Annotated in this window: 12 protein-coding genes; 6 read left to right on the forward strand and 6 right to left on the reverse strand. The window is 48.1% G+C overall.

Annotated features, from left to right (window positions below):
• Positions 1-215: 215 nt before the first annotated feature.
• Positions 216-1,880, reverse strand: a complete 1,665-nt coding sequence (locus tag E7746_RS07645) for a RagB/SusD family nutrient uptake outer membrane protein (RefSeq protein ID WP_123396860.1) — start codon at positions 1,878-1,880, stop codon at positions 216-218.
• 46 nt (positions 1,881-1,926) lie between these two features.
• The gene (locus E7746_RS07650) at positions 1,927-5,025 is read right to left on the reverse strand and encodes a SusC/RagA family TonB-linked outer membrane protein (RefSeq protein ID WP_238337149.1); all 3,099 of its coding nucleotides are present in this window, start codon (positions 5,023-5,025) and stop codon (positions 1,927-1,929) included.
• A gap of 615 nt (positions 5,026-5,640) precedes the next feature.
• Between E7746_RS07650 and E7746_RS07655 the strand changes: the two genes are divergently transcribed.
• The gene (locus E7746_RS07655; protein ID WP_136410391.1) at positions 5,641-9,483 is read left to right on the forward strand and encodes a hybrid sensor histidine kinase/response regulator transcription factor; all 3,843 of its coding nucleotides are present in this window, start codon (positions 5,641-5,643) and stop codon (positions 9,481-9,483) included.
• Positions 9,484-9,606: 123 nt separating this feature from the next.
• Here the strand turns inward: E7746_RS07655 and E7746_RS07660 are convergent, their stop codons facing one another.
• From E7746_RS07660 to E7746_RS07670, 3 genes are all read right to left on the reverse strand, one after another.
• Positions 9,607-11,286, reverse strand: coding sequence for a putative transporter (locus E7746_RS07660; RefSeq protein ID WP_136410392.1), 1,680 nt, complete (start codon positions 11,284-11,286; stop codon positions 9,607-9,609).
• Between the two features lie 217 nt (positions 11,287-11,503).
• On the reverse strand, positions 11,504-11,779 hold the full coding sequence (locus tag E7746_RS07665) for a hypothetical protein (RefSeq protein ID WP_136410393.1): 276 nt from the start codon (positions 11,777-11,779) through the stop codon (positions 11,504-11,506).
• Between the two features lie 20 nt (positions 11,780-11,799).
• On the reverse strand, positions 11,800-12,603 hold the full coding sequence (locus tag E7746_RS07670; RefSeq protein ID WP_136410394.1) for a KilA-N domain-containing protein: 804 nt from the start codon (positions 12,601-12,603) through the stop codon (positions 11,800-11,802).
• A 367-nt stretch (positions 12,604-12,970) separates the two neighbouring features.
• Between E7746_RS07670 and E7746_RS07675 the strand changes: the two genes are divergently transcribed.
• The 5 genes from E7746_RS07675 (at position 12,971) to E7746_RS07695 (ending at position 17,956) form a co-directional block, all read left to right on the forward strand.
• Positions 12,971-13,594 carry a hypothetical protein gene (locus E7746_RS07675; protein ID WP_136410395.1) on the forward strand — a complete coding sequence of 208 codons (624 nt, stop codon included), beginning with the start codon at positions 12,971-12,973 and terminating at the stop codon, positions 13,592-13,594.
• Positions 13,591-13,875: a winged helix-turn-helix domain-containing protein gene (locus E7746_RS07680; protein WP_136410397.1), complete on the forward strand. Its 285-nt coding sequence runs from the start codon at positions 13,591-13,593 to the stop codon at positions 13,873-13,875. Before E7746_RS07675 ends, E7746_RS07680 begins: the two co-directional genes overlap by 4 nt.
• A gap of 171 nt (positions 13,876-14,046) precedes the next feature.
• Positions 14,047-16,218, forward strand: coding sequence for an outer membrane beta-barrel family protein (locus tag E7746_RS07685; protein WP_136410398.1), 2,172 nt, complete (start codon positions 14,047-14,049; stop codon positions 16,216-16,218).
• 38 nt (positions 16,219-16,256) lie between these two features.
• Positions 16,257-17,234, forward strand: coding sequence for a sensor histidine kinase (locus E7746_RS07690; RefSeq protein ID WP_136410399.1), 978 nt, complete (start codon positions 16,257-16,259; stop codon positions 17,232-17,234).
• Entirely contained in the window at positions 17,231-17,956 is a 726-nt protein-coding gene (locus tag E7746_RS07695) for a LytR/AlgR family response regulator transcription factor (RefSeq protein WP_136410401.1), read from the forward strand. The genes E7746_RS07690 and E7746_RS07695 overlap by 4 nt, the downstream gene beginning before the upstream one ends.
• A gap of 63 nt (positions 17,957-18,019) precedes the next feature.
• Here E7746_RS07695 and E7746_RS07700 read toward each other — a convergent pair whose 3' ends face one another.
• Positions 18,020-20,092, reverse strand: a complete 2,073-nt coding sequence (locus E7746_RS07700) for a hypothetical protein (RefSeq protein ID WP_238337150.1) — start codon at positions 20,090-20,092, stop codon at positions 18,020-18,022.
• Positions 20,093-20,156 lie beyond the last annotated feature (64 nt).

Genomic DNA, 20,156 nt, shown 5'->3' on the forward strand with positions numbered 1-20,156 from the left:
AATGATTGAAGAATTTATAGCAAATATAAGCGTTAAGCGGCCTCTACCCCATTAAAAAACAGATATATGTTTTACATTATTGAGTATCGGGGCTAAAATAAAGCCGCCCGGCAGTAATGTTACTCCCGGGCGGCACTGGTTGCGATTACGCGTACTATCAGAGAGATAGTTTTGTTATTTAATCATAATTGAAACCAACTCTTTGTTCAAGGTGATTACAATCCGCTGGGATTCTGCTGCAGATTCGGGTTACGTGAAATTGTAACCTTAGGATAAGCGAAGTACTCGTGCTTGCCCTTTACGAAACCGGTCTGACCCTTGTTAGGATTGGAATATTCTACGTAGATGCGGTGCTTAGGCTCTTTCTTGGTAAAGAATGCGTCATAAGTCGACGGGATGTTCTTACCGTTGTTGACTACGCCGTCGGTGTCACCCCAGCGAACCATGTCGGGGAAGCGAACGCCTTCAATCCACATCTCAAATGCCTTCTCGTTCTTAACCTCGTCAAGAGTAAGAGTCGATGACACGTGAGCTGAACCGGCACGGTTCTGGATTGCGTTGAGATACTGAAGACCGTCGTTGTCACCTGTCATTGCACATGCCTCGGCATACATCAGAAGCACTTCGGCATAACGGAATATGGTGAGGTTCTTGAATCCGTACCATCCTTTTTCGTTATCTTCGGGCCAGGGAACTATCTTGTGGGCGAAGTAACCGCCGAAGCCATAGAGTCCGGTGGGATCCTTGATACCGATCTTGTCGCTTGTTTCAAGCTGTTCGCGAGTCATGCCTTCGGTATCCTTCCATTCCATTTCATAGAAGAATTCGTCGGGAGTCATGAAGGTAGCTTTACGACGGGGAGAGTCACCGTCATTGGCAAGCATGCGCTCGGCAAAGTCAGCACGGATTGAGTGGCCGCCCCAACCGTCGGCACCGATGAACTTGGGTCGTGACACGAGCTTGTCGGTACGCCAGTTCCAGAACTGGATCCACATCCATGAGGTGCGGTTGATCTTTCCGTCCCAGTCACCTACATTGGCGTTGTCAAGACAGTTGGACTGGAATATCATCTCCTCGCAAAGGTCGCCCGAAGTGTGGAACAGATTGGCCCAACGATCGGTGGGAACGAGCTCATACTTATTGGATGAAATAACCTGCTTGAGATCTTTCTTGGCATTCTCATAGTCACCCATGAAGAGGCGAGCCTTTCCGGCAACTGTAAGGGCCATACCCTTGGTAACCTTCGATGCGCCAACCTTATCGGTGGGGCTGATACGCTCTTCAAGGTCGTTTACTACTGATTCAGCCTGCTCGGCGCACCAGCGGAGAAGCTCTACGTGGCCGCCCTCATAATTACCGGGGCGTGCATCACCGGGGAGAACTGTTTCAACAAGAGGAGGACAATCCCAACCGATGGCAAGCATCATGTGAGCCCATGCACGCAATGTGATAGCCTCGGCACGCACACGCTTCTTTATGGGAGAATCGTCGGGCACGCGGTCGATGATGGTGTTGGCATCATAAACAACGGCATAGAGTCCTGTATAGGCATTTTTGATCACCTCATTCTGATAGTCATAACGGAATTCGTTAATCTGAGCACCGAAGTCATTGTCACCATACATGTTACCGGCTGCGAGCATGTCGTCGCCGGCTTCATTGAAGAGCACGGGAAGAGCCACATAGATACCCTCGTTACCGGCAATGTGATAACCGAAGCACTGGTAGAGATTATTAAGGGCATTCTGCGCATCGTCATCGGTCTGGTAGAAATCGTCGGCCGAGATGACACCTTTCTGCTCGATGTCGAGTCGGTCTTCGCATCCGCCGAGAAACATTGCCGCACAAAGGCCTAAAATTGGATATAATATTTTTTTCATGATTATTTTTTAGTTTTTTTAGTTTTTAGACATTATCACCGATGGATTAGAATCCGATAGTGGCACCGAAGGTCACTTTCTTCATTGTAGGATAAGAACCTATGTCATATCCTGCACCACTGCTGCTTGATGTAGTGGCGGTTTCGGGATCCATGCCGGGATACTTGGTGAATGTGAAGAAGTCGTCGAGTGAAACGAAGAAGCGGAGGTTCTTCACGTAAGCCTTTCTCGTAAGCTTGGCGGGCAGGGTGTAACCGAGCTGAATCTGCTTGATCTTGAAGTAAGCACCGTTGAACATTGATGCACTTGATCCCCAGAAGTTGCGGTCCTGAGCCACAGTAGCCATGTCGGGCATTGAGCCGTTGTGGTTGTCGGGAGTCCATGCATTCTCCATATAGTAGCGTAGTGAGTTACGCATCGGGGTGTCGGCACGATAAAGCACGTTGTAAATCTTGTTGCCTGCAACACCTGTTCCGAATACTGTGAGGTCAAGACCCTTCCAGGCCACATTGAGTGTGATACCGTAGGTCAAGCGAGGAATAGCCGAACCTATATCGGTCATATCGGTGGTCTTAAGCTCTGATGAACCAACAATTTCACCTGCTGCGTTGCGGAACTGGGGAGCACCTGTTTCTTTATCAACTCCTACATAGTCATAAGCACGGAAATACCATATTGAGTGACCCTGCTCGAATGCGCTGGATACCAAGTTATTTGAACCGCTTACACCGCCTTCTGAACCTGAAATGCGGTCGATGTCATCGTAAAGTGAGATAACGCGGTTGCGCAGTGTCGACATGTTACCTGAGATGCTATAGCTTACATCGCCTATGCGGTCGCGCCAGCTGAGTTCCATTTCAAAACCGCGGTTGTTAACCTTACCGGCGTTAACGATAGTAGTACCGTTAGCATAAACCTCGGGAATCGGGGTAATGGTCACGAGAAGGTCCTTGGTGTTCTTGTTGTAGTAGTCAAGTCCTGCCGAGAGTCGTCCGTTGAGGAATCGCATATCGATACCGAAGTCAAACTGCTCGGAAGTTTCCCAACGGAGGTCGGGGTTGGCCATACGGGTAGGATAAGAACCGTAGAACAAATCGGGGTTGTCACCATACTGATACCAAGCCTGGTTGTAGGCGATGGGGGCTGCATAAGGATATCCGCTAAGCACGTTGATGTTACCGTTACGTCCCCATGATGCACGGAACTTCAGGAGTGAAAGAACATCAGGATTGATGTGATCGCGAACAAATGACTCGTTGCTGGCGGTCCAACCTGCTGATACAGAGGGGAAGTGACCCCAACGCTTCTTGGCGGGGAGTTTAGAGGTGTCGAATGCATCGGCACGGAAGTTGAACTGAATGTTGTAACGGTTGTCGTAAGCATACATTACACGACCGAAGTAAGAGAGGCTCGTCGACATGTTGATGACGTTACCGATGTTCTTGGTGGTGGTGCTTGCCGAGTTTACATAGTCAAGATACTGGAACTTGCTGCCTGTACCCTTGAGGATTTCAGCACCCTCGGTACCTGAAGCCGAAGCCGATACGTTGTCTGACTTATACTGGGTATATGACATACCGACCATGGCGCCTACCTTGTGCTTGCCAAAATCATTGTTGTAGTTGGCGAAGTTTTCCCACTGATAGTAGTAGTTGTTGTTGGCGCTTGCCGAGATTGAATAGTCGGTGGCCTTGGCCTGACCGTTCATGTAGTAAGGCTCGGAATAGTTGTGGCTGTTGCTCTGCGATATACGATAAGAGAAACGAGAGGTGAAGATGAAGCCCTTGAACGGCATGAGGTCTACGAATCCTGTTCCGCGTACGGTGAAACCGCCGTTGTTGGAGTGGATGCGGTCAAGCTGAAGCAACGGGTTACCGTTGTCGTCATTCTGGAACTTGGAAGTAGCATAGTACTTGCCGTTGGGAGCAATGAGAATGTGCGAAGGATTCTTCTCATACTGAGTCATCATGTCAGTGGTGAAATCATCAGTGCTATCCCAATAAACGGGAGTCAGAGGGTCGAGCAAGAGAGCCGGAGCAAGCATTGAGCCGTAAGCGCTCTGGTGAGGCACGCTCTTGGTCTTCCAACGCTCGATAGAGGTGTTGGTTCCTACGCGAATCCAGTCATAAATCTTGTACTCGGCATTGAGCTGAGCGGTAAGACGCTGATAGGTATCCTTCTTGCCGACTACGATACCGTCGTTGTTTACATAATTAATAGAGGTGAAGAAGTTACCCTTTTCGTTACCGTCCTGAAGTATTACAGAGTGCTGAGTTGACCAGCTCGGTTCAAATACTTCGCCAATCCAGTCGGTATCGTACTGGGGATTGTCATAGTTAACACCGTTGGCTTCGCAGATAGTCTTCATGTCGTAGCCTGAAAGCTCCTTGTAGCGGATCCAGTCCTTTGCATTGAAGATTTCGGGAGTTTTGCCAAGACGCTGGTTGACAGCCTTGAACGAGTAGATAACCTTGGGCTGTCCATCCTTCACGGCACCGTTCTTGGTGGTGATAAGTACAACACCGTTACCTGCCTGGGCACCGTAGATGGCGGCTGATGCGGCATCCTTAAGCACCTCCATCGACTCAATCATCGAGGGGTCGAGGTACTGGATGTTGTCAACCTTAAGACCGTCGACGATCAACAGCGGGCCGAGGTTACCGGAGTTGGAGGAGTAACCGCGGATGCGGATGCTTGCTCCTGCGCCGGGGGCACCTGAAGTGTTAAGAATTTGTACACCGGCAGCCTTACCTTGAAGTGCGGCACCGGCATCGGTGGTGGCGAGGCCCTTCAGGTCGTCGGCCGACACTGAAGAAACTGATCCTGTCACGTCGCTCTTCTTCTGAGTACCGTAACCAACCACTACCACTTCGTCAAGTTGGAGATTGTCTTCTTTAAGTACAACATTAACTGAGGTCTTGTTGCCCACCTTCACATCCTGTGTTTCATATCCTATATAAGATATGCGAAGTGTGGCATTGGGACCTACCTTCAAAGTGAACTTACCGTCTAAATCGGTCATGGCTCCGTTAGAGGTACCCTTTTCTATTATACTCACTCCGACCATAGGTTCATGGTCGACATCGGTCACAACACCCGTCACCGTGTGGGTCTGGGCCGACATCCCGATACTGACTAAGAGCATCGTTAAAATAAAAATTACTTTTTTCATTCCGTTAGCTAGTATTAAATTTAATTGAAATGATTGAAAAATTGTAATGGCAAATATAGATTGAAGCCGTTGGAGCGGGATTAAATTTTAGATATTTGTTTTGCATTATTGGATATTGAGGTCATTTTTGTGAAAAAAATTGATTACATACGTTAAAATAGTGTAAATTTTACACTTTTAGCCGCCTGCGCCGATCTTTTCCCGGAGTTAAGCCGCAATGTTACATTACAGCTCCCCTACCCGAGGTCAATGCAAGTACCGCTTATGCCGCTGAATCACATCATGAAACGGCATCCTCACGGGGCATCTCGACCATCGTTGCCGACACGCCCGGTTGTTACATCGCCTTAATCAGCGTAACATCGCGTGAGGCGTTGTTACAGCCGAAATGCAATTAACATTGGTTATAATGACCCCTCCCGGAGAGAAGATTGAGCAAGCCTCGCCTGCCACGCCGCTGAATTGTAAAAAATCGTTCAAATATCCCGCTCGTCGAAAACTTCGGGAGGCAAAACTTATGCAGCATTTTTTTGGCATATTTCAAACTATTTTCGTTATATTTGCGTCTGCGATACAATATACCTAATCATGAAGCATTTCTTAGTTGCTATAATTTTCATGCTCATGTCATCAGCCCTGAAAATCTATGCCAGTGATATGGGATTCTATAATGCCGACGACACCTACGGTATCACAATACGCGAGCCGTCGTCGATATGCAAGGATGATGACGGATTTATGTGGGTTGCCACAAAGTCGGGCATATACCGCCTTTCCGATGAAAGCAAATGCTATAATGTACCCTACACTACAGTTAATATAGTGTCGGTCGAGCTTGTGCATCGAAAAGGAGAGCTCTATGTATTCACCAACCATGGTGAAATATTCCGATATAACAAGCGGCTCGACCGATTTGTGCACTATCTCGACCTCTTGTCGGCACTCAATGTCGAGGCTATCTATCTGGCCGACATTAAAATAGGGGGGGATAAGGATATTTTGTGGCTCGCCACCTCGGCAGGGCTCTATCACTGCGTCAACGGCAAGTGCACCAGGATTCCCGGCGTGGAAGGAGCTGTGGGCGACATGACGATGGACGGCTGCAAGCACCTTATAGTCGCAAGCACGGGAGGAGTCTACCGCATAAACACCGAAAACTACGACCGTGAAGTGTGGAACGACAATCCCGGAGTGTTCCCCACCCTGATAAAGCTCGACAAAGCCATGAACCGGCTGTGGATCGGAACGATGTCTGACGGACTCTACTATCTCGACTGCGACACCAAGGAGCTGAAGGCCTCACCCATCAAGCGATTCCCCCACCAGTATGTGCGTGACATCGAAATAGTGTCGGACTCGGCCATTTGGTGCGGAATCGACGGACGAGGCATCTGGCAGCTCTCGCGCGACGGAAGCCGCGTGACCGAGATATTCCAGGAGGACAAGGACAACCCCCACTCCATTGCAGGCAACGGCGTACTCGACATGTGTTACGACCGTCCCGACAGGGTGTGGGTGTGCTCGTTTACGGGCGGTGTGTCGATAGCCGAACTCAACTCGCCCCTCATAACCCACTTCCGCCACCGCGTCAACGACCCCAATTCGCCGGCCAACGACTATATATATGATGTGGCCGAGGACAGCAAGGGGCGTATATGGATAGGAACCAACGGCGGACTGAGCTACTGGAATCCCGACACGGGAAAGTGGGTCAACCGTTTCGGCCACGAATATGAGTCATTCATCGTGCGCTCGGTGTGCGAGGACAGCAAAGGCGACATCTGGGTGGGCACCTACTCCAACGGCGTCTATGTGCTCGACGGAAATACACAGCGCATCAAGGCGCATCACACCGACCGCCAGGGAATCCTCTCTAAGAACGGATTCGTATTTGACATTCTGCGCGACAGCAACGGCGATATATGGATGGCCGGAATGATAGGCGCGATAATAAAGTATGACCACGTGACGGGCCAGTTCGACGAGTATCCCGTGAGGCCGGTATCGACAATGGCCGAGCTCGACGACTCCACGCTGATAATGGCAAGCAACAACCAGTTGCTGTCGCTCGACAAGAACACCAAGGAGATCAAGGAGCTGCTGACCGACAACATGATACAGGACATCGAGGTGACCGAAGGCAAAATATGGGTGGCAAGTAACGGCAACGGACTTATATGCTACGACATTGCGTCACAGGCCACCGAAACTTTCAACCTGAAGCACGGTTCGGTGTCCGACAACATCAACAGCATCCTATACCACAACGGCAACCTGTGGCTCGGCACCGACAACGGATTGTACCGCTTCAATATCGACGACAAGAGCGTAGCGTCATTTGACTTTCCCGAAACAGCGGGCAAAATCGACTACACTTCCGATGCAAGCGTGAAACTCAGCAACGGCACCTCGGCATGGGGAACCTCCGAAGGCCTGATTATACTCGACACCGAGTCGATGACGTCACGCACCCCCTCGGGACGAATATATCTGCAGGACATTCTGCTCTCAAGCCGATCGATGCGTGACATGCCCGACATTCTGCCCGAAATGCCGCTCGACGAGATTACCGACCTGACGCTGCAACACGACCAGAACAACATAACGTTCAGCCTGCAGCCGCTCGGAAGCCACTCGCGCACATCGCTCTTCTCATGGAAGATGGAGGGATTTGACGATGACTGGAGCGAGCTTTCCGACCTCAGCATCATCAATTACACCAACCTCAACCCCGGCAACTACACATTATATATAAGGCTCTACAATCCCGACCTTATATCGGAGCGCAAGATATCGATTCACATCAAGCCTCCGTTCTGGGCCACATGGTGGTTCAAGACCGCCTATGTGCTGCTGATTGCCACCCTGCTCTATCTGCTGCTGCGCTTCTACATCAACCGCATCAACCGCCGTCACGCCGAACACAAGCTGCAATTCTTCATCAACACGGCCCACGACCTGAGAACGGCACTGACGCTCATCAAGGCGTCTATCGAGGAGATAAAGCGGTCGCCCAACATCAACGAGGAGGAGAAGCAGTATCTGCAACTTGCCATAGACCAGATGCAACGGCTCACAATGGTCACCACCCAGCTGATGGACCTCCAGAAGATCGACCTCGGCAAGGGACAGTTCCATCCTATGAACTACGACATCGTACCGCTTATCAGCAGCCGCATAAGCATGTTTGAGTCCATCGCCGAGAAGCGCAACATCACATTGACCTACAGCTACAAGCCCGAATCCTACGTAACGGCCGTGGATGCCGGAAAAATCGAGCGCATAGTCGACAATCTGCTCTCCAACGCCATAAAATACTCCCACGAATACTCGTCGGTCGACATCAACTTTACAGCCAACGACAATGAATGGCGCCTCAGCATCGTCGACCACGGCATAGGCATCGACAAGAAGTCGCTCGACAACTTGTTCAAGGAGTTCTTCCGCAGCGAAAACGCCGTCAATTTACGCATAAGCGGCTCAGGCATAGGACTTGCACTGACCAAGAAGCTCGTAGAGCTGCACGACGGAAAAATCATTGTCGAAAGCCGTGAAGATGAAGGCTCACGGTTTGAAATAGTGATTCCTCACCGTCTGGTCGACTCCGCTCCCCTGCCCGTGAATGCCGAAGATCCCGAATCGGCCGACAAGTCGATCGACAATGAGGAGATAAAGAACATGCGCATCCTCGTATGTGAGGACAACGACGACCTGCGCCGCTTCATGAAGCGTCCGCTCGGCCGTCACTTCAACGTGGCCACCGCCTCCAACGGCGTTGATGCATGGGAATACATCAAGAAAGAGCTCCCCGACCTGATTGTTTCCGACATCATGATGCCGGGCATGGACGGATTTGAGCTGTGTCGCCTCGTCAAGTCGACATTTGAAACATCCCACATCCCCATAATCCTGCTCAGTGCGCTCTCCGACCAGTCTGACGAGCTGCACGGCCTCGGACTTGGAGCCGACGACTACATGACCAAGCCCTTTGACATGAAGACGCTTACACAGCGCATCATGTCGATAATACTCAACCGCCGCGCACTCGGAAGCCGCGTGATTTCAGAGGGCGGCGAAACGGTTGAAGAGGCCGACACCAAAGAATCCAACGAGCTTAACGACGCATTTGTGCGCCAGGCTCTCAAGATTGTGGTGAATCACCTTGAGGACTCTGACTTCAGCAAGGAGGAGTTTGCACGGGAAATGGGAGTGAGCACATCGCTGCTCTTCAAGAAGATAAAGGCGCTTACCGACATGACTGTCGTCGACTTTATACGCAACATCAGGATGGATCATGCGATGAAGCTCCTGAACGACAGTCAGTACAGCATAGGCGAAATAGCCTACAAATGCGGATTCTCCTCAATCAGCTATTTCAGCACCGTATTCAAGAAGCACTTCGGCAAGTCGCCTACCGACTTCCGGGCATGATGACGATCCCCGGTCGGCAAGTGACGCACAGCCGTTGCAGCTGAAACGACGACACATAAAAAACATAACGGCCGCATGATTTTGATGTCATGCGGCCGTTACGCTTATATTACTATTTCTAAACTATGCAAGGCAAAGCACAAGCACCTGGGCTGCTACAACTCGCAGGAACATGGTCAACGGATACACGGTCGAGTAAGCAACCGCCGGTGCATCGTTGCCGGTGCTGTTGTTGGCGTAGGCAAGAGCGGGGGGATCGGTCATGCTGCCGCCGAAAAGACCCATTATCGTGAGCAGGTTGATCTTGTAGACACCGCGTGCGATGCATCCTGCCACAAGCAGAGGCACCACCGTGATGATGAATCCCCATATAACCCACCACATACCGGTGTAGTTGAACACGGTCTTTGCAAATCCGGCTCCCGAAGCGATTCCCACCGAAGCGAGGAAGAGGCAGATACCGATTTCACGCATCAGCAGTGACGAAGCCGACGAGGTATAGGTGACAAGCTTGAGCTTGTAGCCGAAGCGGCTGAGAAGTATTGCCACTACAAGGGGACCGCCGGCAAGGCCGAGCTTCATAGGCACGCTCACGCCGGGGAACGCGATAGGAATGCTTCCTACAAGAATACCGAGGAATATACCCACAAAGAGCGTTATCATGTTGGGCTCGTTAAGACGCTTCATCGAGTTACCGAGCTTGTCGGCAAGTCGCTTGATGTCCTCCTCCTGTCCCACTACGGTGATGCGGTCGCCTATCTGGAGGCGAAGGCTGGGCGATGCGAGCAGGTCGACACCGGCACGGTTGACGCGGGTGGCGTTGAGCTTGTAACCCATGCGCAGGCGCAGCGAACCGAGAGCCACACCGTTGTAGTGACTCTTCGTAACCACGATGCGGCGTGACACTACAGGGCTCGGAGTTGCCTCCCAGTCCATGTCGATTTCAGGGCCTATCACAGCCTTGAAGCGATCCTCATCCTGAGCCGACATGACGATGTAGAGCTTGTCGCCGATGTGTACGGTGGTCTGTGAGTTGGGTATTATGACATTGCCGCTGCCGTCACGCAGACGCGACACGACAAAGTTACATGATATGATGTCGTGCAGCTGCACGAGGTTTTTACCGTCGATCAATGAATTGGCCACCTCAAATGTCACGATGTGAGGCTTCAGCTGGCTGCTGTCGATCTCATCCTCGATCTGCTTGACCTCGCGGTCCATCTTTACGCGGAAGATGGCGCGGATCACAAACATCGAGAGTATTATACCGATAACACCGAGAGGATAAGCGGCTGCATAACCCATAGCCATCTCCTCCGACATGCTATAGGCTCCGGGGTTGACCTGAAGTATGGCCTGCTGTGCGGCACCAAGTCCGGGAGTGTTGGTTACGGCTCCCGACATAACGCCCACAAGTGCGGTTATAGGAGTGTTTCCGTCGATGAAGAAGATTGCCAGCACTATCGCCACGTTGAGCACTATCACAAGCACGGCAAGACCGTTGAGCAACATTCCGCCCTTCTTGAACGACGAGAAGAATCCGGGGCCTACCTGTAAACCTATTGAAAAGATAAACAATATAAGGCCGAATTCACGAATGAAGTGCAGCACCTCGCTGTTTACGACATAACCCAAATGCCCCATAACGAGTCCTACAAACAGGACGAACGTGACTCCGAGCGAAACACCTCCAATCTTGATTTTACCTAAAAAGACACCTACGGCTATGACAAACGAGTACAAAATAATCGTACTCGCCAGTGTCATATTTCCCGGTGCAAGTAGTTGTTGAATCCAATCCATGAGTTCCGATTGTATTATTTATGAATTTAGCATATAAATCATTGAAAGCCAACAACAAATGATTACATCGTGTGCAACCGCCTGTTTTGAGAGTGCAAAGTTACGCTTTTTTATCAAATGTTTGATTATTTTCCCCTCCAAATATTTCACCCCACCCCCATTTATTGCCCGTTATTGCCCGTTATTGCCCGAACCTCATGTATGCCGACTTCTGCAATTATTGTTTGGGTTTCCACCGTTGCTTAATGTAGGCGCTGTTCACCCGGTATACGAGGATTCCAAGCAATATGGCGAATACCAATGCACACAATCCGGCACATCCCCTCAGAAAGAGGTACACTCTCGGCGATATCTCGGCATTCCAAAATATCATTACCATAAAAATGGCAATGGTTACTGCAATAAACGCGATGGCCGCATATTTCAATCGTAGGTTGGACGGAGTATTGTATAGCTTCTCCATCGCCTCCCGCTGTTGTTCATCCTTATACATAACTCATTGATTTTATATTTTCATTTCAGTATTTTACTATCGTTATCACCGATTTCCAATATGCTCATCTGGTGGATGGCAATTTGATTCAGCCTTATCAGACGCTCGCTTTGCTTCATGCCCTGCTCAATGAAAACAGCATTCAGATTTTCCATATTCGACAGACATATCAGCTCATTTATAGAGGCATAATCGCGTATGTTGCCTTTCAAGTCAGGATGAGCCTCACGCCATTGCCTGGCAGTCATCCCAAACATTGCCACGTTGAGCACATCGGCCTCGTTGGCATAGATGATGTTGGCCTGTTTCGCCGTAACTTCCGCAGGGACAAGATTCTGCTTTATGGCATCGGTGTGTATGCGATAGTTGATTTTCGACAGCTCGCGCTTTGCCGACCATCCAAGCAGCTTCTGCTCCTCTTCCTTAAGTCGCTGAAATTCCTTGACTATGTAAATCTTGAACTCCGGGCTTATCCACATCGCAAACTCAAAGGCAATATCCTTATGGGCATATGTGCCTCCATAGCGCCCGGCCTTTGCCTGAACACTTATTGCATTTGTTCTCGCAACAAATTCCTTGACACTTATCTTGAAGCTATTGAGACCCGACTGACTTTTAATTATGGCGAATTCGCCATAATTAAAATGTGGATTATATACCTTTTCCCAAATGCCTATGTATTCAAGCGTATTGCGATTACGCAACCAATCGGTAATGAAAAAATCCCCGTCTTTGGCACGTAACATATCCGTCAGACAAATATAGTCTTCGCCGTCCACCTTTATAACATTAACTTCGGTATTCTGCACAGAGATTTTTGCCATAACACTGTTGTTTTTTAGCCTTTGTAATATGTGATTGCAATTATTTGCTCAGATGCAAATTAAAGAAAAATAGCAGTGCTGTACAAATAATTCTATCGAATAATTGCGCCAAATAATAATAATAATAATAATAATAATAATTCAACGCCTGTTAATACATTAATATTCACTACGCTACAAGTCTCTACCCTGCTGCAGGGGAAACGCGGAACCGTATCCGATATAAAATTTATTGACAAATATTTGGTTTATAAAATAAACTTGTTTATATTTGCATCATGAAAGAGCGGAATCGCGCGACCGCTCTTTTTTAAGACAATTCCGGTTTATAAAATAAACCAAATGAAAATCTCTAAACTCCTTAAAAATGGAAGAACGAAAACTTACCGAAAAAGAGAGCCTTGAAGTAATCACTTCAATGATTTCTCGCACCAAAGAGCGTTACATGATGGGCGACGGAAACATCATGTTGATGTGGGGCTATCTCATCCTTACGGTCACGGCCCTCATCTGGATTCTAATCGCAACGACCCACAATCAGCAATGGAACTGGCTTTGGTTTGCCATCTGGATTGGAGGAATAATAACTCCAATAATGAGCCGCAAGAAGCAGATCAAGTCGGGTGTTAAAAGCTATTCCGACAAGATAATGTCACGAATATGGTCAACCGTAGGCTTTTCAGGCCTGGCAACTACACTGATGTGCTTAGGATTCCTGCTCATTATGGGCCTCGACACATGGAACACGATGTTCGCGTTCGCACTTATCATAGTGCCTTTTGCCGAGATAGCCCAAGGTATAGTCATCAGGGAAAAGTCATTCATATTCGGAGGCGCGATAGGAATGCTTCTTGGCATATTCACCATTTGCTGCATATCGGGCAATGTGACGCTCTACGCCAACTGGTTTTTGCCGATGTTCATGATCGCAATCATCTTCATGATGGTCATTCCCGGACACATTCTCAACTATAAAGCTCGTAGAAACTGATGAAAGAATTGAATCCACTTCTTCACTCCCAATTGCGCCTTGCCATAATGTCAATATTGATGAACGTTGACGAAGCGGATTTTGTCTATCTCAAAGAGAAAACCGAATCCACGGCAGGTAACCTGAGCGTCCAGCTCGACAAGCTGTCGACAGCAGGCTACATCGCGGTCAACAAGGGCTTCCTCGGCAAAAAACCACGCACCGTGTGCACGATAACCGACGCCGGCAGGAAAGCCTTCGAAGAATATGTCGACGACCTGCGACAATACCTGCACCTTTAGGCCCCGTTCCCCCACCCTCCCTGCACAACAAAGGCTGAGCCATCGACATGACTCAGCCTTCGCTGCAAATACATAATTCCACTTTGTCACTGCTGAGATGCAGTTTGTCACTTTTATTTCAACCGCACATTCCATCCTACATACTTTTGTGAAAAAGTAAAACAACACATCATGAATACCAATCTAATCACATTATGCCTCCTCCTTACCGGAATAAACATCATGAACGCTCAAGATAATGGCAACATAGTCACCGACAGTGTGCGATTCGCCAATCTGGAGGAGATTGTCGTGACATCACGGAAACCCCTGTCCATCGTCAGGGCTGACAGGATTTCATATTTGCCTTCGGAAATGACATCGGCAATCGGCTCCAATGTATATGACGCACTACAGTCAATCCCTGGAGTATCCATCGGCAGCAATGGGGTGATATCAGTCAATGGAGAGAGCGGAATAAGCGTCTATATCGACGGACGGAAGTCGATATTGACAGGTGAGATGCTGATTTCACACCTCAAGTCGCTGTCGACATCCGGTATTGAAAAAATAGAGATACTCACAGTTCCCGGCGCTAAAAGGGATGCATCCGAGGCCACAACCATCATAAATCTGCAAAAGAAGCGAAAGAAGGACGAAGGGTTTACCATTGGCCTAAATTCCGGTGGGCATATCGGGAAAGCGCGTAATGTCTATGGAAACATATATACGGAATATCTTATGAACAGCCACTATCTCCAACTTACATATTCAGGGAATAGAGCACGTAACGCCTCCAAATTATTCACAGTGCGTCCATATAGCGATAACGATGAGCATTTGCAACAGAATTACGATCGTATCCGGCACGATGTCATGCACAATACAGGTTTTTCCTATGACTATCAGCCCAATTCTTCATTTAAGACAGGAAGTGTCATTAATTATAACTATTTCAGGCGCAGAGAGCCGGCTGTCATGACAACATTTATTCCCGATAGCAAGCCTACGGTTACGGATAATACCGCATGCTTCATCAATAAAAATATTTATGGCGGAGTGTATCTGAAACGTATATTCGATCACCCCGAAACCGATTTCAACCTATCGCTTGATTTCTTCAACTATCACAATTCCGAAGACCAATTCATGAATGACAACACCGGGAATTCGATTATAGGAGATATGTCGAGCAAAATATTCGGATTGGTGGGAGCGATGGATTATCGACGGCTGCTTTCATCTCATTGGCATCTTTCATGCGGCACCCGCATATCTTATGTAAAGATGAACAGTCATGGAGATTATGAAGACCTTAAAGCCGCACAAATAAACTCGCGACAAAATCAGGCCGACAATTTCGGTTCCGATTTTGGATATAACGAAAATGTCAATGCTCTATATTTTGAGTCCAAATCCACCTATGGCATTTCAGCGTTATCTTTAGGCGCGAGAATGGAACAAAGCTCTACACATAATGCATTCTCAGGAAATGAAAGCGCCGAATCCAAGGATTACACCAGGCATGGCTTTCGCATATATCCGTCTGTGGCATTGTCGATTAACGATTCTGAATCAGGGAGCTGGGTTCTATCCTACTCTGAAAAAATAACGCGTCCTCGATTTGCCGATTTAGATCCGTTCATACACATATTCGACGACATTACACATGTAGGGGGAAATGTCAATCTTAAAGAAGCTATAAGCCATTGCATCGATATGGCCTATTCAAATAATTCATGGTTGAGAATAGGAGTCCGAGCCATATATACATCCGATGAAATAGTAAAATGTTATCGTGAAATAACCGACAAAACAGTCTATGTGACGCCTGAAAATTTACCTCGGTATCTACAGTTCATCGGTACTGTTTCGGCAGCCAACATAAACATAAGCTCATGGTGGGCTTCATCCATAACCGCAAATATAGTGTATTCCAACTACCATTTTCCAGCATCGCTCGATTCGTCGTCCAACATAATGTTCACCCCGATGATCAATGTCATGAACCGCCTGAATCTCCCTTATGGATGGGCTACCGAACTGAATGTTTCCTACAGGGGCAAAGCGGCCTATGGTCAGGCTGAAGTATCATCGTCATGGAGCGCATATTTAGGATTTAGGAAATCATTCTTCAACAATAGCCTAAATTTGGCAATATACATGAACGATGTTTTCAACACCAACCGTACATGCTCAAAAATAGTAATTTCGGGGCGTGAAGCTTCTTTACAAGAGCGTGAATTTGAAAATATGAGAAGATTGGGCGTTTCACTCTCCTTTCGATTCAATTCAGGCAAAAATACTTCCGGCAAAGAGAATCGCAAATCTTGTATAGACGAGATGAATCGCGTAAATTTGTAGATAAATACCATATACACCGCAAATTATAACAAAAAGCAATGAAAATAGCACCATTGATTTATGCCTCGATATTATTTTTACTGATCAGGCTTGTTAATGATGTACCTATGGGACACAATTATTTTACCCATTCACCAGAATTTATAGCAATTGAATTAATGGGGTTGATTGGAGGCTGTTATCTATATTTTTTCGCGGCAAACCGATGGATTAGAATTTGTGCCGACCGCAATATCCTCATTGCATTGGAGTATCTGGTTGTCGTCATATTTGCAGTCACGTTACCTGTCATGATAATGATAGTTTCCCATGAAACTCCATTTTACGATTATCTGCCCGAAATTGTAATTCCTGTCACCATCACGCTTCTCATGTCGCTGTTGCTCTATACCATTCTAAAGTACGGTTATCAGAAACTACGGGAAAAAGAAGCACAGAACGAGAATGTAAAAACCGAATTGCGCCTGCTTAGGTCGCTATATCATCCCCACTTTCTGTTTAATATGTTGAACACTATATATTTCAGCATCGACGAGAATAACACCAAAGCTCGGAATACAATCGAACAGATGGCCGACTTTATGAGAATGCAACTATATGAGGATGATGAACCCATACCGATTGAGAGAGAAATTTTAGCATTGAAAAGCTACATTGAACTGTGTCGCACCCGTTATGGCGACTCGGTGGAAGTGTCGGCATCCATTGATGCCCGATATCCTCAAGATAGGATTCACCCCTATCTCCTGCTCCCTATTGTGGAAAATGCATTCAAACATTCGGGAGGCACCCCCAAACGAATCCATATCAGCCTTATGCGATTGCCGGGAATAGTTGATTTCAAGGTTGAGAACACTCTTCCCGAAATGAAGCATGACAAAATCATGCATGATGCATCAGGAATCGGGTTAAAGGCCCTTAGGAGAAGACTTGTCCTTTTATATCCGGGCAGATATGATTTTGAGGAGAGAAGTGATTCAGGACTATATTCAACGCATTTACTAATTAGATTATGAATAATAACATTCCTACATTGTCGTGTGCAATCATTGATGATGAACCCACAGCCCGCTACGGCATTGCGAGCTATATAAATCGAACTCCTTGCATCAATTGTGTAGGAGAGTTTCACGACATTCCGTCATTTGAAGCCTATCTTAAAACAAACAAAGCTCCCGACATTGTATTCATGGATATATGCATGCCTGAAGTATCGGGACTGGATTTCATATCCAACTGCACGATTGATTCAGCGATAATAATAATTACCGCCTATGAACAATATGCCCTTAAAGGATATGAGCTTAATATTTCCGACTACCTCCTTAAACCTGTTTCCTATATCCGTTTCCAAAAAGCCATAGACAAGGGTCGTCAGTATCTTGATTTTAAGCGTAACGCCACAGTCGAGGATTATATATTCGTACGCTCCGACCGCATCATTCACCGCATAGATTTAAGGGACATAGTCTATATTGAATCTCTTGAGAATTATGTGCGCATAATGACTGTTTCCGATTGTATAATCGTGAGAACCACATTGAAGGATATACTGAAAAGTCTTCCGTCCGAGAAATTTGTTCAGGTTCATAAATCATTCATAATCAATCTGACGCGCATAGGAAGCATCGAAAAGAACGTTATAAAAATGAATCCGGTTGGAGAAATAAATATCTCCCGCAACTACAAGAAATATTTATTTCAACTTATAGAGCCGGAAAATAACCGGTTTTGTTAAATATACAACAAAGGCTGAGCCATCGACATGACTCAGCCTTTACTGCATTTATTACGGACAGACTTACTGTTTCTTGGGGACTATGGTGTAGGTCTTAACTACGCCGTTGTAGTCAAACTTCACAACTGCCTTGTCGGTAGCCGACTTGGGCTGAGTGATGTCAATCTTAACCTCGGGGTTGTCACACACGGCAACAATCTTGGGAGTAGCCGATGACATGAGTCGATAATCAACCTCATATTGGTCATATCCGGTGTAACCGTTGTCGCTGGTCGAGCGAACGGGGTGTTCGGGAAGGTCGAGTGCGACATCGTTTACTGCAATCGTCACCTGGGGAACTACAGGACACTCAAGAGGAGCGTTCTTGGTACTGAATCCGAGTCCCTGAAGCTCGCACACGAGATTTCGTGCGCCGCGAGGACCTTCGGCAACAAGGAATATGGCATGCTTGCCCTCAAGACCGTCAACAGCGTCCGACACATCGATGGTGTACTTTGTCAACTCCTGCGGAGAGCCTGCGGGCACCTTGATTTCACCGATTTTCTTGCCTTTCCATGCATCGTTGTCCCAGGGACCGTCGAGCCATACGCTTATAGTAAAAGGCCAGCGAGCCTTGGGAGTGAGGAACAGATTGAATTCGGTACCGTTGCCCTTCTTGGTTCCGGCAAAAGGCTTAAGACCGTCCTTTGCCTCGTCAAGGCCACCGAATCCGAAGTACTTGTAACCCACGATTTCGCCACCGGCCATGGTAACGGGCATGTTGTTGTCCCAGATGTCCCATGAATCCTGCTGCGCTCCTATGTTGGAAAGATAGCAGGCATATCCGGCCGAATAGTACTTATAGGGATCAAGTCCGTAAATCTGGAAACCTTCCGAAGTAACCTCGGCACCGGTGTATTCGTCACCGTTGGAAGCCTTTGCGCTCCACTTTCCGTCCTTGCTGTAGGGGTCATAACCTGTAATGGTAACCTTTCCGCCCTTTGCTACGGGAGTTTCGTCCCATTCAATCTTCACGGGTGCCACCATAGGCTGACGGGCAAATCCGAATCCGCGTGGCGGACGGTGGTAGAACACATACCATTTGCCGTTTATCTCCTGAAGACTTCCGTGAGTGTTATGAGCGGCGTTGGTAGCCTCGAGAGCATCACCCTCCTTGTTGAGCACGATACCGCGCGAGTCGACAAGAACGCCTCCGCTGCGCCAGGGACCCAGAGGAGAGTCACCGAATGCATAGCGCAGTGTCGAGTTGGAGCTGCCCTGTCCGTAGTCGGGGCCTGAATGACCCGAGAATATCATTATGTACTTGTTGCCAACCTTACGTATCGACGATGCCTCGAAGAAGTTGAAATCGCCGGGATTCTGCTCCTTGTAAAGAGCCGGATATTCGGTGCCTTCGGGGTCGCGCACTACACCGTAACGCACACCGGCGGGCACAAAGTAAGGTATCACCTCAGTACCGGGACGCACCGAGTACATGGTATTCTGGTCCAGCTGTGCGGCCGATGAACGCTGGAAGCCCCAGAATCCATAGGCGCGGAAGCCGATTTTATAGTCGGGGTCCGACTTGTCGGTTATGTTCTCTACATAGATTGAGGGGTCAAATCCGAGGATACTGCCCTCTACGGTCTGTGATCCGTCGGGTGTGAGGTTCACAGGCACAAAAGGTCCGTCGGGACGGCTTCCCTTGCACACCATCGCCTCGCGACGCGGGCCACGGCTGTGGGGATAGAGATAATACTCCTTTTTACCGTTCTTGCGCTTTACCTCCACAAGGTCGGGGGCAAACATGACATCCCACTTACCGTCCTTTTCGTAGGTAAATATGGGGCCCTCGTCACGCCAGTCGGTAAGGTCCTCAACCGGAGCCGACCACATTCTGATGTCGGGACCGCAATATTCATTAACCCTGAGGTCATGCGATCCGATGATGTAAGCACGATATTTTCCGGGGTTGTCAGGATCCTCAAACACACGAGGCTCACCGTCGGGCAAATGCTCCCACAAAGGTAAGTAAGGATTACCCACACCAACCTTCTCATTCTTCGCGCCGTAAATGTCGCCGGCGCCGAATGTCACGGCAGCGAAGCATAGCAACACCGCAGCCATTTTTCCAAAAGCAATGTTTTTTATCTTCATTATATTAACACTGTTAAAAATTCTTCATGTTTTACAAAGTTAGCCAATAAACGATGATTGTGAG

This window comes from Muribaculum gordoncarteri (assembly GCF_004803695.1).
Classification (GTDB): Bacteria; Bacteroidota; Bacteroidia; order Bacteroidales; family Muribaculaceae; genus Muribaculum; species Muribaculum gordoncarteri.